This is a genomic window from Rhizobium leguminosarum bv. trifolii WSM2297 (assembly GCF_000271845.1).
In genome coordinates this window covers 1716793-1730867 of record NZ_JH719395.1, presented here as the reverse complement: position 1 = coordinate 1730867, position 14075 = coordinate 1716793, and the positions used below count along the sequence as shown (strand labels likewise).

Sequence of the window (14075 nt, the reverse complement as noted above, 5' to 3'; positions counted from 1 at the left end):
GGAGTCCGCTCATCCCTGCGGCGAGCGCAGGGATGAGCGGAAAGCTCAATGGCCTCCGGCATTGCCCGAAACCGTCAAAGCAGCCTTGTGCGTCACGAAGAAATCCTTCAGCGATTGCGGCTGTTTTCCGGTCAGCTTGTTGAAGTCTTCGGTGACGATGTCGAACTTGCCGGCGCGGATGTTGGCGTCGGCCGACACAAGCATGTCGGCGACGAAGCCGGGGAGACCGGCGCCGCGCATGCCCTGGCCGAGCTGCTCGTCGTTGACGTCGACCACTTCGAGCGGCTTGCCGGCGGCTTCGGAGACGATGGCGGCGACCTGGCGGTTGTTCAGCGATTGCGTGCCCGTCAGCGTGTAGGTGGCGCTCTCGGAGGTGCCGGAGGCAAGGGCGGCGGCGATCGCCAGCGCGCAGTCGTCACGCGAGATGGTTGCAACCTTGCCGTCGCGGGTGGCGCTGTACCATTTGCCGCCCTGCAGGTTGTGCGGCATGCCGTGCAGGTAATTGTCGTGATACCAGGCGTCGCGGATAATCGTGTAGCCGATGCCGCTTGCCTTGATGGCGTTTTCGCTGCCGAGATGATCCGGCGCGAAGGTGACGAGCGAATCGTCCGGCGCCGGCATCGATGTATAGGCGATGTGCTTGACGCCGGCCTTGGCAGCAGCGGCGACGGCCGCCTTGTGCTGGGTAAGACGTTTGCCGGGGGTATCCAGCGCGTCGGTGCTGATGATCAGCAGCCGGTCGACGCCTGAAAAAGCCTTCTCCAAGCCGGCCACATCATCGAAATCGGCCTTGCGGGTAACGACGCCCCTCTTCTCGAGATTGGAAAGCTTTTCGGGGCTGCGCGTCGCCGCAACGATGTTGCCCGGAGCGACCTTGTAGGTTTCGATGAGGTGGTGGATGACACGCTGGCCGAGCTGTCCGGCAGCACCGGTGACCAGGATGGTTTCGCTCATACGTCGTTTCCTTCTGTGTTTTGGCGGTGGTCTCAAAAAGAGAGTAACACTAGAATAGGAATTGACTTGGCGGTGTAAAGGAGGCAGTTTTTCGGCTCTACGTTACCAAAAGGGAACCAGCAGATGAGCAGCGCCGTCCTCAGTCTGAAGAACAGGATGCCGGGGATGCGGCGTGAGATCGATCTCGCCGGCCTCGATTTTTCCAATTGTCCGGTCAGGGACATGATGCAGCAGATCGGCGGCAAATGGTCGACGCTGCTGCTGGAAGTGTTGGCGGCCGAGCCCCGCCGCTTCGGCGAGCTGCGGCGCATGCTTCCCGATATTTCGCAGCGCATGCTGACCCAGACGCTGCGCGACCTGCAGAGGGACGGTTATGTCCATCGCCAAGTCTTCCCGACCAAGCCACCAAGTGTCGAATATTCGATGACGGAACTCGGCCGTTCGCTCTACCTGCCGTTGTCGCAGCTGTTGAACTGGGCGGAGGCCAACCATGATGCCGTTCGCGCCGCCCGTTCGCGTTTCGATTCCGCCGATAGCTAAAGTCGTTGACCGGCCGTAAACGGCGATTATCGCGTCGGTCGCATGAACAGCGTCCGGAACAATTCCTCCGATCGCTGCAAACCTTCGTCACTCAGAACGACGGACTTGGCCTTGCCGGCCGGATTTTGAATCAGACCCTTCTGATGCAATCGATCCATCACGCCCCAGTCAAAACCTTTCCAGGCGCGATCCCCGTCATGCAGCGTCAGCCACAGCAAGGCGAGAACGGTATCGTCGATCTTTTCTTCATCGATTTCCATGCCGGCACGTCCATTGTGAAAATGAGAAAATCATCCTGCCTCTCACATTAACCCATAGCCCCGAAATCGACACCGATTTTCGGGGCTATGTGTCGGCCCTTTCTACTTGCTGCGCGCTTCCGTCAGGAACAGCAGGAAGGCGAGCGCCGGGAAAGCGAAACCGATCCAGGCGGTCATCGTCCAGCCGCCGGTCGCATAGGCCCAACCGCCGAGCGCCGAGCCGAGCGCGCCGCCGGCAAAGAAGGTGGCCATGAACAGGCCGTTCAGCCGGCTGCGGTGTTCCGGGTTCAGGCCATAGATGGCGCGCTGGCCGCAGACGAGATTGGTCGTCACCCCGAAATCGAGCATGATCGCCGCCACGGTCAGGAGGATCAGGGCGGTGAGCGAGCCGTCGCCGGCGAAATGGCTGATCAGGAAGGAAGCCATGCCGAGCAGCATGGCAAGCGTCGAGGCGATTTTCGTCATACCGCGATCGGCAAGCCGGCCGGCGATCGGCGAGGCGACGGCGCCGGCGGCACCGGCGAGCGCGAAGAGGGCGATGCCGTTCTGAGTCAGTCCGAAGGCCGGGCTTGCGAGCAATAGCGGCGTCGTGGTCCAGAACAGGCTGAAGGCGCCGAACATGCCGGCCTGATAGAGTGCCCGGCGCTGCAGCACGCGCGACGTCATGGCGAGATGGCCCATGGACGCGAGCAGTTCGCCGTAGCGCAGCTTGGTATTCGGCCGGCGGACCGGCAAGTTGGCGCGCAGGATGACGGCGAGCACGATCATCAGCGCTGCAGTGACGTAATAGACCGTGTGCCAGGATGACGCCTCCGCGACGAAGCTTGCGAAGGGGCGGGCGAGCATGATGCCGCAGAGCAGGCCGCTCATGACATTGCCGACGACCTGTCCGCGCGTCGCATCGGGCGCCATGTTGGCGGCAAAGGGAACCAGGACCTGAACGGCGACCGATGATAGGCCGATGCAGAGCGAGGCGACGAGGAAGGCCGTGGGTGTTGAAGCCAGTGCCGCGCCGATCAGCGCAACGGCGGAGACGGCAACCAGCAGCAGCACAAGCCGGCGGTTCTCCGTGAGGTCACCGAGCGGCACGATCAGCAGCAGGCCGAGGCCGTAGCCGATCTGCGTCAGCGTGACGATCAGGCCGGTTGCGGCCGGCGTGAAGCCGAGCTCGGCACTGATTAAGCCGGCAAGCGGCTGGCCATAATAGAGATTGGCGGCCACCAGCCCGCAGGCGGCGGCGAAAAGGAAGGTGAGCCAGGGGGAGAGCGCCCGTGGAATGGCCTTATCCGGCGCGGTGGCTGAAATGCTCATCAGAAACTCCGGTATGGTTGAAAGGATTTATCGCAAATCGGTCTGGCGGCGGCCACCCGTTTCCAGGCGGCGTGCGGGGAAATGTCAGGTCACCAGCTTCATCGCGGCTTCGGCTGCGGCAGCCATTTCTTCGCCGCTGCGCCCGGTCTTGCCGATGACACGCATGCCCTTGGTGAGGCAGAGAAGCGCAAGTGCTGCCGCCGATATATCGACATCACCCGAAATCGAGCCGTCGGACTGGCCGAGGCGGATGAGGTCGGCGAGAAGCGTCTCGTCGGTGATGAAGGCGGTGGCGACACGTTCGGCCGCCTCTTCGTCGAAGAGGGCGAGATCGCCGGCGCTGCCGACGACGAGGCAGCCCTGCCTGCCGATTTCACCGTGCGAAGAGCCGGCAAAGAAGGTGATGAGCGCATGGAGCTTGTCGCGGCCGGTCTCAGCACTTGCCAGCCTGGCATCGAGCAGGCCGCGACGCACGGCGCGGTAGCGGTCGAAGGCAGCGAGGAAGATGCCGCGTTTGTCGCCGAAGGCCTTGTAGACGCTGCCGGCGGCCAGCCCCATGGCCTCGGTGAGTTCGCTGATCGAGGCCGCATGATAGCCGCGCTCGGAAAAGACGCGCAACGCCGCGTCGAGGGCCGCCTCGGCGTCGAATTCCCGCGGACGGCCGCGGCTCCGGGCCTTCTCTTGGAGTGTCGTTGTTTTCATGCTGCCTAATTAGGAAATGATCGTTTCCAAATCAAGCGAAATTTTGCGACGCAGCAAATCAGAGGGCGAGAACCCAGGTCTGGCCATTCGCTTCGGGGCCGAACATTCGATGTCTCTCTTCGGAGACAAGGCGAAAGCCGGCATTGATATAGATGGCGCGGGCCGTCTCCAGCATGTCATTGGTCCAGAGCGAAAGTTGGCGGTAGCCCTTCTGCCTGCAAAAGCGGATGCATTCGTCGACCAGCAGCTTGCCCAGCCCGAGGCCGCGGGCTGATTTGTCGACGTAGAGCAGTCGCAGCTTGGCGACGCCGTCGCCGCCATTGGTGACAAGGACCGAGCCGACATTGACGCCGCCGCGTTCGGCGATCCAGCAATATTCCAGGGCACGATCGAAGTTGGCGAGGAATTTGCCGCCGACCTCGGCGACCAGCGCCTCGAAGCGCAGGTCCCAGCCATATTCCTCGGTGTAGAAACGGCTCTGGCTCTGAACGATCCAACCGATATCGCCGGCGCGGTGGGCGCGGATGACAGCGGGCGCCGGCTTCGCCGCCGGATCGAGCAGGGCGCGGATCGTGTCCATGGCCGAAACGACCGCTTGCGGCTCGCCGACCGCCAGATTGTCAAAACGGGCGGCGATCTGGGCATTGGCGCGCCTCCCGAGTTCTTCGAATTGCTCTTGTCCCCGATCGGTGACGTTGATGATTTGGCTGCGTAGATCGGCCGGATCGGGACTGGTTTCGATCAGCCCTTCGGCGCGAAAGCGCTTGAGGATGCGGCTGAGATAAGCCGGGTCGAGATGCAAGTCGCGGACAAGGGCTGTGGCGCTGACGCCGTTATGCGAGCCGATCTCGAAGAGAATGCGGGCATCTGTCAGGGTGAAGGGCGAGTCGAGATAGGCCTTGTTCAAGAGGCCGAGGAAGTTCGTGTAGAAGCGGTTGAAATCACGGGCGGTTTCGATGAGAGCGGTATCGGACATGGTAAGCTCCAGATGGAGATCTCATGCTGATGGCAAGTTGGCCAACCACTCCTCCGTCATGCTCGGGCTTGTCCCGAGCATCTGCTTCCGGTCGACAGCAGATCCTCGGCACAAGGCCGAGGATGACGCCGAGTAAGGAAAACCAGACTCGTCAATCAACTGAGGCCTTCAGACGAAGACCTTTGTCATGCATTTAGTTGACTGAGTCAACTAAATTATCCGTCCACTTCAGGCGGCTTCCTCGTTCACTTCGTCTACGCCGAGCGCGAACTCGACCGCCGCCCGGGCATGGATCGCAGTCGTGTCGAAGCCCGGCAGTGGCAGACGCTCGGGATCGAGGATCAGGCAGATCTCGGTGCAGCCGAGGATGATGCTGTCGGCGCCATTGTCGACTGCGCGGTCGATGATATCGATCAGCTTTTCGCGGGAGCTGCCGAGCACCCTGCCGGCACAGAGTTCGTTGAAGATGATGTCGTGCACAGTGGTGCGGTCGGCGGCGTCGGGCACCATGACGTCGAGGCCAAGGCGTTTCATGCGATCGGCGTAGAAGCCGTGCTCCATCGTATAGCGGGTGGCAAGCAGCAGCGGACGCTTGCGGCCGGCCGCATGCAGCGATTTCGCCGTCTCGTCGATGATGTTGATCAGCGGCACGGAGACCTGGGCGGCGACTTCATCTGCTATCAGGTGCATGGTGTTGGTGCAGATCAGGATGCAGCCTGCGCCGCCAGCCTGCAGGCGCTCGGCCACGTTGCCGAGGCGGCGGGCGGCCCCATCCCAATCGCCGGCCTTCTGAAGCGCGACGACATCCTCAAAATTGACCGAATGCAGAATGAGTTCGGCTGAGGCGAGACCGCCCTTGCGGGCCCGCACCATCTCGTTGACCAGGCGGTAATAGACCGCCGAACTTTCGAAACTCATGCCGCCGATCAGGCCGATCGTTTCCATCTCTTCATGCTCCTCATGCTTCGAGTTGCGAAAATAATGCCGCAATGCCGGCGGGGTGTGTTTGCTTTATTTGTCTTATCCGTCCAATATATGCTATTATTTTGCGCGATTTGGAGAGATTGCGCAAAACCAGGGCGGAAGTCTATTTCTCACACATGCTGGATGATCGCGACAGACGCATTCTCGACATGCTGCAAAAGGATGCAGGCATATCCGTGACCGATCTGGCCGAGCGCGTGGCGTTGTCGGTATCGGCCTGCTCGCGGCGGATCCAGCGGCTGGAGGAGAGCGGCTATATTGCCAGGCGCATCGTCGTGCTCGACCGGGAAAAGATGGGGGTGCCGACGACGGTCTTTGCGCTGGTCAAGACGGCGCATCATTCCGACGAATGGACGGAAACCTTCCGCCGGATCATCGCCGACATTCCCGAGATCGTCGAGGCGCACCGGATGACCGGCAATCACGATTACATCCTGAAGATCGTGCTGCCGCGCGTCGAGCATTACGACGTGATCTACAAGCAGATCGTGCGCAAGCTCGAACTCTTCGACGTCTCGGCGTCGATCTCGATGGAAGAATTGAAACATGGAATGGCGATACCGGTGAGCTACGCCCGGTAAAACGTCATTTGAAGGGGCATGACAGTATGAGTGATAGCGATATTCGCAGCTTTTTCATGCCGAGGGAAAAGCTCCTCTGGTCCGGGCGCCCCGCCCAAGGGTTTCTTTTGACATCAAGGGATTTCCTTCTCGTGCCGTTCTCGCTTTTCTGGGGCGGCTTTGCGATCTTCTGGGAAATCACTGCCATCAGCACCGAAACGCCGGTTTTCACAAAATTATGGGGCATTCCGTTCGTGCTCATGGGCCTCTACATAATGGCGGGACGTTTCGTCATCGATGCGGCGGTGCGGGCGCGGACGGAATACGTGCTGACCGACAGACGCGTGATCATTCGCAGAAGCGGGCTCTTTCGACATTTGTCCATCAACCAGCTCGAACTCCTACCGTCGATCAGCCTTGAAGAAGGCAGCCGCGGCAGGGGTACGATCAAGTTCGGCGTAGCGTCCAACAGGAGGATGAGCGGCTGGACTCCCGGTCTAGCCAGCGAACCCCAGTTTCTGGGGATCGATGATGCGCGGCACGTTTACAGTCTGCTGGAAAAGGCGCGGTTGGATTTCACGAAGAGCCGATAATAATCAGTGCCATTATAGGCGATTAAATTTGTCTCAATATGGAACGTTTGTCGACATATAGCGTTCACCTTTGGTTCAGGAGGGGGAAGATGTATCCTCCACTTGGAGAAGTAGAGGAGAACAGTCATGAGAAAGCTAACCGTTGTTGCGTTAAGCTTGATCATCGGTGTCCCCGGCATCACACCGGCTCAGGCGTTTCCGGCCATCAACCCACCCAGGATCGAAGCACAACAGCAGATAGAGCAGGTGCAGTGGCGTGGCCGCGGCGGCCACTGGGGTGGCGGCCATTACCGAGGCGGCTATTACGGTGGGCACCATCATAATCATGGAGGAGACTGGGGCTGGGCCTTGGGTGGTCTCGCTGTCGGTACCATCATTGGCGGCGCCTTGGCACAGCCCTATTACGGCGGCTCGTACTACGGGTCATCCTACGGCGGCTACTACGGCTCGCCCTACGGCGGCTATTATGGCTCGCCCTACGGCTACCGCCGGCCCTATTACGGCTACTACGGCCGGCCCTATCGGAACTATGCATCGTCAGCCTATTATGGAGGGGGCGGCAGCCACGAGAGTTGGTGCTATGCGCGCTATCGCTCGTACAGGGCGTTCGACAATACCTTCCAGCCCTATCACGGACCCCGTCGCCAGTGCGTCGGTCCCTATTGATTTGGCACGTTAGGCATATGCCGCTGTGAACGGGTTGCGGGGACCGTCTTGCGACCCGTTCGCAGCGGCATGTCTGCGTCGCTGCCCAGCCGAAATTCGCTCTGGGCAGCTATGACGCCGCCGGACTTGCGCTCCATAAGCCGACAATCTGAGCGCCGTCGACTGCGATCGGCGCAGGGGAGACATGCCGAAACGGCGGTTGCAACCATTGCGCCGATGGCCACATTTGGTTTTGAGCGAAATGGCGCAAAGGGGCATGTCATGAGCGATCATCACGTCGTCGTTGTCGGCGGCGGTTTCGGTGGGCTGCAGCTGGTCAACGGGTTAAAAGGGGCGGGCGTCAGGATCACGCTCGTCGACCGGCGCAACCATCATCTCTTCCAGCCGCTGCTCTATCAGGTGGCGACGACCATTCTCTCCACCTCCGAGATCGCCTGGCCGATCCGACGCCTCTATGCCGACCGGCCGGATGTGACGGTGCTGCTTGGCGAGGTCGCCGATGTCGACAGTAGCGCAAAGACCGTTTCCTTACGCGGCGGCATGACTCTGGGTTACGATACGCTGGTGCTGGCGACCGGGGCGACGCATGCCTATTTCGGCCATGACGAATGGGAGCCGGTGGCGCCGGGCCTGAAGACGCTGGAAGATGCGACGACGATCCGCCGGCGCGTGCTGCTCGCCTTCGAGAAGGCGGAGATGGAGAGCGATCCTGCCGTTCGCGACGCGCTGCTGACCTTCACCATCGTCGGCGCCGGTCCGACCGGCGTCGAGCTTGCCGGCATCATCGCCGAGCTCGCGCATTTCACGCTGCCGAAGGAGTTCCGCAATATCGATACACGCAAGACCCGCGTCGTGCTGGTCGAGGCCGGCCCGCGGGTGCTGCCGACATTCGCCGAGGAGCTCTCGGCCTATGCGCAAAAGGCGCTGGAGAAACTCGGCGTCGAGATCCATCTCGGCAGGCCCGTGACCGAGTGCAGCGCCGACGGCGTCAAGATCGGCGAGACATTCGTTGCCAGCCGGACGATCGTCTGGGCCGCCGGCGTCACTGCCTCGCCAGCAGCGCTCTGGCTTGGCGTGCCGGCCGATCGGGCGGGGCGCGTCGTCGTCGAAAAGGATCTGAGCGCGCCCGGTCTGCCCGACGTCTTCGTCATCGGTGACACCGCCTCGGTCTTGCGCGAGGACGGCAAGCCGGTGCCGGGCATTGCGCCGGCGGCCAAGCAACAGGGCGGTTACGTCGCCAAGGTCATCCACGCCCGCCTATCGGGCAAACCGGCGCCTGCGCCCTTCCGCTACCGGCACCAGGGCAGCCTGGCGACGATCGGCCAGAGTGCCGCGATCATCGATTTCGGCCGGATCAAGCTGAAGGGCTGGATCGCCTGGTGGATCTGGGGCCTTGCCCATATCTACTTCCTGATCGGCACCCGCTCACGCTTCTCCGTCGCCTGGAGCTGGCTGTGGATCTATCTCAGCGGCCAGCACAGCGCTCGGCTGATCACCCAGCGGGAGACGATGCGGGAGGAGGGGTAGTCTGCTTCTTTTCGTCAAGCTGAAGGACGGCGGGAGAGGGTGTGCCGTGTGGCACCCCCCTCTGCCCTGCCGGGCATCTCTCCAACAAGTGGGGAGATTGGCTGGGCGCGATTGCTTCCCCAAACAACGACCGCATAGTTATTCGATACAGCAGAGAGGGACGGATGATCCAACCGCTTGCCAATCTCCACCCTTGTGGGGGAGATGCCCGGCAGGGCAGAGGGGGGTGCCTCACGGCATGCCGACACAGGAAACCATCCTCGGCGCGCCCGCGCCTCCGATGCATTACACCCAAGCTTGACACATCTCCCCACACCGCCTTAGCATCCCGCCCGCGTCTTCTCACCACCTGGGGTGTCGCATCCAGCCGTAGCAACGGATAGAGGTTCCAATGCGCCGATTCACTTCTCACGAAAATCACATCCGAAATTCTGAGAAGTTGGTGGTTCATGTGCACTTTGAATCTGGGCATTCTCGCCCATGTCGATGCAGGCAAGACTAGCCTTACCGAAAGACTCCTTTTCGACGCCGGCGTCATCGACAAACTCGGCAGCGTCGATACCGGCAATACACAGACGGACACGCTCGAACTCGAGCGACAGCGCGGCATCACGATCAGGGCCGCGGTGGTGTCGTTTGCGATCGGCGACAGAACCGTCAATCTGATCGACACACCCGGCCACCCCGATTTCATCGCCGAGGTCGAGCGGGTGTTGGGATTGCTGGACGCCGCGCTTGTCGTCGTTTCGGCGGTCGAAGGCGTGCAGGCGCAGACGCGCGTGCTGGTGCGGGCGTTGCGGCGTCTCGGCGTTCCCTTCGTCTTCTTCGTCAACAAGGTCGATCGTCTCGGCGCCCGGTTTCCGGACGTGGTGGAGGCGCTTGCCGCGCAACTCTCGATCCGGCCGATCGCCATATCTTCGGTCGTCGATGCGGGAACCAAGCTCGCCCGGGTCGAGGCGTTGGCTGTGGGATGCGAGCCGCTTTTTTCGACGCTCTGCGAGGCGCTCGGGGAAAACGACCAAGCGTTGCTCGATGATTATGTGCTCGCGCCCGAGCGCCTGACCGAGGAAAGGCTCGGACGCGCTCTGGCAGACCAGATGGCAAGCGGCCTGGTCCATCCGGTCTTTGCGGGGGCGGCGATGACCGGCGTCGGCGTATCAGCCCTGGCGTCGGCCATTGCGACGATCCTGCCCGAGCGGGGACCCGATCCGGATGGTCCGGTCGCTGGCAAGATCTTCAAGATCGAGCGGGGCTGGGGCGGGGAAAAATTGTGTTATCTCTCCCTGACCTCCGGCACGGTGCTGCTTCGGCAATATCTCGATCTGCCGAAAGGCCCGGAAAGGGTGACCGCGATCCACGTGTTTGAGGACGGCCGGGTTCGTGGTGCCGAGAGCCTCCGTGCCGGGCAGATTGCGCGCGTCAGCGGCCTAACAGGTGCCCGGATCGGCGATGCGGTGGGCAGCGATCCGCTCGCAGGCGGGCGGGTGCACTTCGCGCCGCCGACCCTCGAAACCCGCGTCCTCGCCCGCCGCCCTTCCGACAAGTCGGCGCTCTGGCTGGCGCTGAACCAGCTGGCCGAACAGGATCCGCTGATCAATCTACGCCGCAACGAAGAGACGGACGAGGTCTTCGTCTCGCTCTACGGCGAGGTGCAGAAAGAGGTCATCCAATCTACCTTGCTCACGGATTTCGGCCTCGAGGCAGGCTTCGAGGAAAGCACGGTCATCCTGGTGGAGAGGCCTGTGGGGATCGGGACCGGCCTGCAGATTCTCTTCAAGGAGCCCAATCCGTTTCTGGCGACCGTCGGCCTGCGGGTCGAACGGCGTCCTGCCGGGGCGGGCAACAGCTTTGCGCTCGAAGTGGATGTCGGCCAAATGCCTGCAGCCTTCTATCGGGCGGTCGAAGAAACCGTCTTCGAAACGCTGAAACAGGGTATTTCAGGCTGGCAGGTCATCGATTGCCACGTGGCGATGACAGCGGCTCGGCACAGCTCGCCCGCCAGCACTGCCGCCGATTTTCGGCAGCTGACGCCCTGGGTGTTGGCCACGGCGCTATCGGCCGCTCAAACCGTCGTCTGCGAGCCGGTCGACCGCTTTCACCTGGAAGCGCCTGTCGAGAGCCTGAGCAGCGTGCTCACCTTGCTGGCGAAAACCGCTGCGGCGACATCGGATTCCGTGATCGCCGATGGCGTCGCCCGGCTCGAAGGCACCATGGCCTCTCAGATGGTGCGGACCGTCCAGCAGCAATTGCCGGGGCTGACGAGCGGGGCGGGGACGATGGAAACCGCTTTCGATCATTACGCCCCGATAGCCTGCCCGCCGCGCTTGCGGCTGCGCTCAGGGCCTGATCCGTTCAACCCGGTCGAATATCTGCTGCGTTTGCGGGGGAGTGCGTAACGGGCGCATTTGGTCATGGGATGGGGGCACCCCCTGTGCCCTGCCCGGGATCTCCCCCACAAGTGGGGAGATCGGCAAGAAGCCATGCTTCGCCCTAAATTGGCGGTTCATGTGACGGTCGGTTGTTTGGGGAAGCCAGCCGATCTCCACCCTTGTGGGGGAGATGCCCGGCAGGGCAGAGGGGGTGCCCACGGCATGCCGGTAAAGGATCCAGCCATCGCGCGTCCGCACAGAAGAAAAAGAGAAAACTGTCGAAGCACTGGCCCGGGCCGGAGCGGTTTTTGCGGGCGATGCTTCGAGGCTCATCCCTATGGGTTGCGCACCTCAGCATGAGGGAGGTTGCGTATGCCGCATAAAAGGCGGCCCTTTCGAGCCGCCTTCCATTTTCCTCAGGCCGCCAGCGAGGCGATGTCGATGACGAAGCGATAGCGGACGTCGCTCTTCAGGACGCGTTCATAGGCTTCATTGACCTGATCGATGTTGATCTTCTCGATCTCGGACACGATGTTGTGCTTGCCGCAGAAGTCGAGCATTTCCTGCGTTTCCTTGATCGAGCCGATCATCGAGCCGGAAATGCTCTTGCGGCCGGGGACCAGCGAGAAGGCGTGAACCGGGATCGGGTTTTCGGGAACGCCGACGACCACGAAGGAACCATCCACCTTCAGAAGGCTGAGATAGGCATTCCAGTCAATCTCGGCGCTGACGGTGCAGATGATCAGGTCGAACGTGCCGGCGAGCTTCGTGAAGGTTTCCGGGTCGTTGGTGGCGTAATATTCCTTAGCGCCGAGCTTCAAGCCGTCTTCTTTCTTGGAAAGGCTCTGGGAGAGAACGGTGATATCAGCGCCCATGGCCGAACCCAGCTTCACGCCCATGTGGCCGAGGCCGCCCATGCCGACGATCGCGACCTTCTTGCCCGGGCCGGCATTCCAGTGACGCAGCGGCGAATAGAGCGTGATGCCGGCGCAGAGCAGCGGCGCGGAGGCGTCGAGCGGCAGATTGTCCGGGATGGACATGACATAGCCCTCCTTGACGACGATCGAGTCGGAATAGCCGCCCTGGGTGCGCGTCTTGCCGTCAGCTTCGAAGTCATTGTAGGTGCCGCTGAAGCCCGGCATGTACTGTTCGCGGTCGAGGTCGCGTTCGGCGCAGCCGATGCAGGAATCGACGAAGCAGCCGACGCCGACGCGGTCGCCGACCTTGAACTTGGTCACGGCGGAGCCGACGGCCGAGACGATGCCGGCGATCTCATGGCCGGGCACGATCGGATAGACGGCGTTCTTCCACTCGTTGCGGACAGTATGGATGTCCGAATGGCAGATGCCGGCAAACTTGATGTCGATGACGACGTCATCCGGGTTCGGGTTGCGGCGTTCGAAGGTGAAAGGGGTCAGCGGCTTGGAAGCGTCGGTGGCGGCGTAGCCTCTTGCAATAGGCATGGGAACCTTCCTTTTCGTTTTGCGAGGGGGTTGAGCGGATGGCGGACTATTGCCCGGATGTGGGCAAGGGCGTTAGAGCGATCCTCTCAGCTTCTTGCACGATCCTGCAAAAGTGAGGCGCCCGCCTGTTTGCGAAATGGCAAAGACACTCTAGATAAGGGCAGTATCGCCGCGTCAGCCAGCTTACAATCAGACAGCTGACAGAGAGAGTTGCCGCATGACTTTGCCTTTCAGCCCCTATCAGGAAATCGTCGATATCGCGATGCGCTTCGCGCCTGGCGACGGCGAGTTCTCCACTGCCATCGGCAATCTTCACGTCAGCCGCCGGTCTAGGCCCAGCGATCCCTTGCACAGCAGCTACCGGCCCTGTTTTGCCTTCGTGCTGCAGGGAGCCAAGAGCCTGCAGCTCGGCACGGAACTGATCAGCTACGGCACCGGGGATTATCTCCTGACCTCGCTCGACCTGCCCGTCGCCTGGCGGGTCACGGAGGCAAGTCCCGAGGTTCCGCATCTCTGCCTGGGGCTGGCTATCGATTCCGAAAAACTTTTGGAGTTACTCAGCCGCATCGATATTCCGCGTCCGGCTGCCCATACCGACGGGCAGCGCGGGATGGTGGTGAACGTCGCGCCGCCGGAGCTTATGGACGCCGCCGTCCGCCTGCTGCGCTTGCTCGATCGTCCAGGCGACATTCCCGCCATGGCGCCGCTGATCGAGCAGGAAATCCTCTACCGGGTTCTGACCGGGCCGCATGGTGCCCGGCTGATCAACATCGCGACCGCTGACAGCCACAGCAACAGGATCGCGCGCGCCGTCGCCTGGCTGAAGGAGAATTTTGCGCGGCCGCTGCGCATCGAGGATCTTGCCGAGCGCGTCAGCATGAGCGTCTCCTCCTTCCACCATCACTTCAAATCGGTCACGGCGATGACGCCGGTGCAGTATCAGAAGCAGCTCCGCCTGCACGAGGCGCGCCGGCTGATGTTCGTGGAGCGTCTCGATGCCGGCACGGCGGGCCACCGGGTCGGCTATCAGAGCCCGTCGCAGTTCAGCCGCGAATACAGCCGCCTCTACGGTGCATCGCCCGCCCGCGATGTCGACGGCGGGCGTGAGATCATGGCGGCGGAATAGCGTCAAAGGACGTTCGGCGGCAGCGCTCCGGTCATTAAAGGATG

Annotated in this window: 14 protein-coding genes; 7 read left to right on the top strand and 7 right to left on the bottom strand. The window is 62.1% G+C overall.

Going from position 1 to position 14075, the window contains the following annotated elements; all coding sequences use genetic code 11:
- Positions 1-45: 45 nt before the first annotated feature.
- Positions 46-954 (bottom strand): SDR family oxidoreductase, encoded by a 909-nt coding sequence (locus RLEG4DRAFT_RS23840; RefSeq protein ID WP_003580619.1) that lies wholly within the window; start codon positions 952-954, stop codon positions 46-48.
- A 123-nt stretch (positions 955-1077) separates the two neighbouring features.
- On the opposite strand from RLEG4DRAFT_RS23840, the gene RLEG4DRAFT_RS23835 reads away from it, so the two are divergent.
- The gene (locus tag RLEG4DRAFT_RS23835) at positions 1078-1494 is read left to right on the top strand and encodes a winged helix-turn-helix transcriptional regulator (protein ID WP_003580618.1); all 417 of its coding nucleotides are present in this window, start codon (positions 1078-1080) and stop codon (positions 1492-1494) included.
- 26 nt (positions 1495-1520) lie between these two features.
- Here the strand turns inward: RLEG4DRAFT_RS23835 and RLEG4DRAFT_RS23830 are convergent, their stop codons facing one another.
- The 5 genes from RLEG4DRAFT_RS23830 to RLEG4DRAFT_RS23810 all read right to left on the bottom strand — a co-directional run bounded on the left by RLEG4DRAFT_RS23830 (position 1521) and on the right by RLEG4DRAFT_RS23810 (position 5688).
- A complete protein-coding gene (locus RLEG4DRAFT_RS23830; RefSeq protein WP_003580617.1) occupies positions 1521-1754 on the bottom strand; it encodes a DUF6429 family protein in 234 nt (77 codons plus the stop codon).
- 102 nt (positions 1755-1856) lie between these two features.
- Positions 1857-3065 (bottom strand): MFS transporter, encoded by a 1209-nt coding sequence (locus tag RLEG4DRAFT_RS23825; RefSeq protein WP_003580615.1) that lies wholly within the window; start codon positions 3063-3065, stop codon positions 1857-1859.
- A gap of 84 nt (positions 3066-3149) precedes the next feature.
- A complete protein-coding gene (locus tag RLEG4DRAFT_RS23820) occupies positions 3150-3767 on the bottom strand; it encodes a TetR/AcrR family transcriptional regulator (RefSeq protein ID WP_003580614.1) in 618 nt (205 codons plus the stop codon).
- A gap of 58 nt (positions 3768-3825) precedes the next feature.
- The gene (locus RLEG4DRAFT_RS23815; protein ID WP_003580612.1) at positions 3826-4743 is read right to left on the bottom strand and encodes a bifunctional helix-turn-helix transcriptional regulator/GNAT family N-acetyltransferase; all 918 of its coding nucleotides are present in this window, start codon (positions 4741-4743) and stop codon (positions 3826-3828) included.
- 228 nt (positions 4744-4971) lie between these two features.
- The gene (locus RLEG4DRAFT_RS23810; protein ID WP_003580610.1) at positions 4972-5688 is read right to left on the bottom strand and encodes an aspartate/glutamate racemase family protein; all 717 of its coding nucleotides are present in this window, start codon (positions 5686-5688) and stop codon (positions 4972-4974) included.
- 155 nt (positions 5689-5843) lie between these two features.
- On the opposite strand from RLEG4DRAFT_RS23810, the gene RLEG4DRAFT_RS23805 reads away from it, so the two are divergent.
- The 5 genes from RLEG4DRAFT_RS23805 to RLEG4DRAFT_RS23785 all read left to right on the top strand — a co-directional run bounded on the left by RLEG4DRAFT_RS23805 (position 5844) and on the right by RLEG4DRAFT_RS23785 (position 11469).
- The gene (locus RLEG4DRAFT_RS23805) at positions 5844-6308 is read left to right on the top strand and encodes an Lrp/AsnC family transcriptional regulator (RefSeq protein ID WP_003580609.1); all 465 of its coding nucleotides are present in this window, start codon (positions 5844-5846) and stop codon (positions 6306-6308) included.
- A 26-nt stretch (positions 6309-6334) separates the two neighbouring features.
- Positions 6335-6880 (top strand): PH domain-containing protein, encoded by a 546-nt coding sequence (locus RLEG4DRAFT_RS23800; RefSeq protein WP_003580608.1) that lies wholly within the window; start codon positions 6335-6337, stop codon positions 6878-6880.
- Positions 6881-7006: 126 nt separating this feature from the next.
- The gene (locus RLEG4DRAFT_RS23795) at positions 7007-7546 is read left to right on the top strand and encodes a BA14K family protein (protein ID WP_003580607.1); all 540 of its coding nucleotides are present in this window, start codon (positions 7007-7009) and stop codon (positions 7544-7546) included.
- A gap of 261 nt (positions 7547-7807) precedes the next feature.
- Complete coding sequence (locus tag RLEG4DRAFT_RS23790) at positions 7808-9073, top strand: NAD(P)/FAD-dependent oxidoreductase (RefSeq protein ID WP_003580606.1); 1266 nt, start codon at positions 7808-7810, stop codon at positions 9071-9073.
- A 449-nt stretch (positions 9074-9522) separates the two neighbouring features.
- Positions 9523-11469 carry an elongation factor G gene (locus tag RLEG4DRAFT_RS23785; RefSeq protein ID WP_003580605.1) on the top strand — a complete coding sequence of 649 codons (1947 nt, stop codon included), beginning with the start codon at positions 9523-9525 and terminating at the stop codon, positions 11467-11469.
- 389 nt (positions 11470-11858) lie between these two features.
- Here the strand turns inward: RLEG4DRAFT_RS23785 and RLEG4DRAFT_RS23780 are convergent, their stop codons facing one another.
- On the bottom strand, positions 11859-12905 hold the full coding sequence (locus RLEG4DRAFT_RS23780; protein ID WP_003580604.1) for an NAD(P)-dependent alcohol dehydrogenase: 1047 nt from the start codon (positions 12903-12905) through the stop codon (positions 11859-11861).
- Between the two features lie 217 nt (positions 12906-13122).
- On the opposite strand from RLEG4DRAFT_RS23780, the gene RLEG4DRAFT_RS23775 reads away from it, so the two are divergent.
- Positions 13123-14031 (top strand): AraC family transcriptional regulator, encoded by a 909-nt coding sequence (locus RLEG4DRAFT_RS23775; protein ID WP_003580603.1) that lies wholly within the window; start codon positions 13123-13125, stop codon positions 14029-14031.
- Positions 14032-14075: the final 44 nt, after the last annotated feature.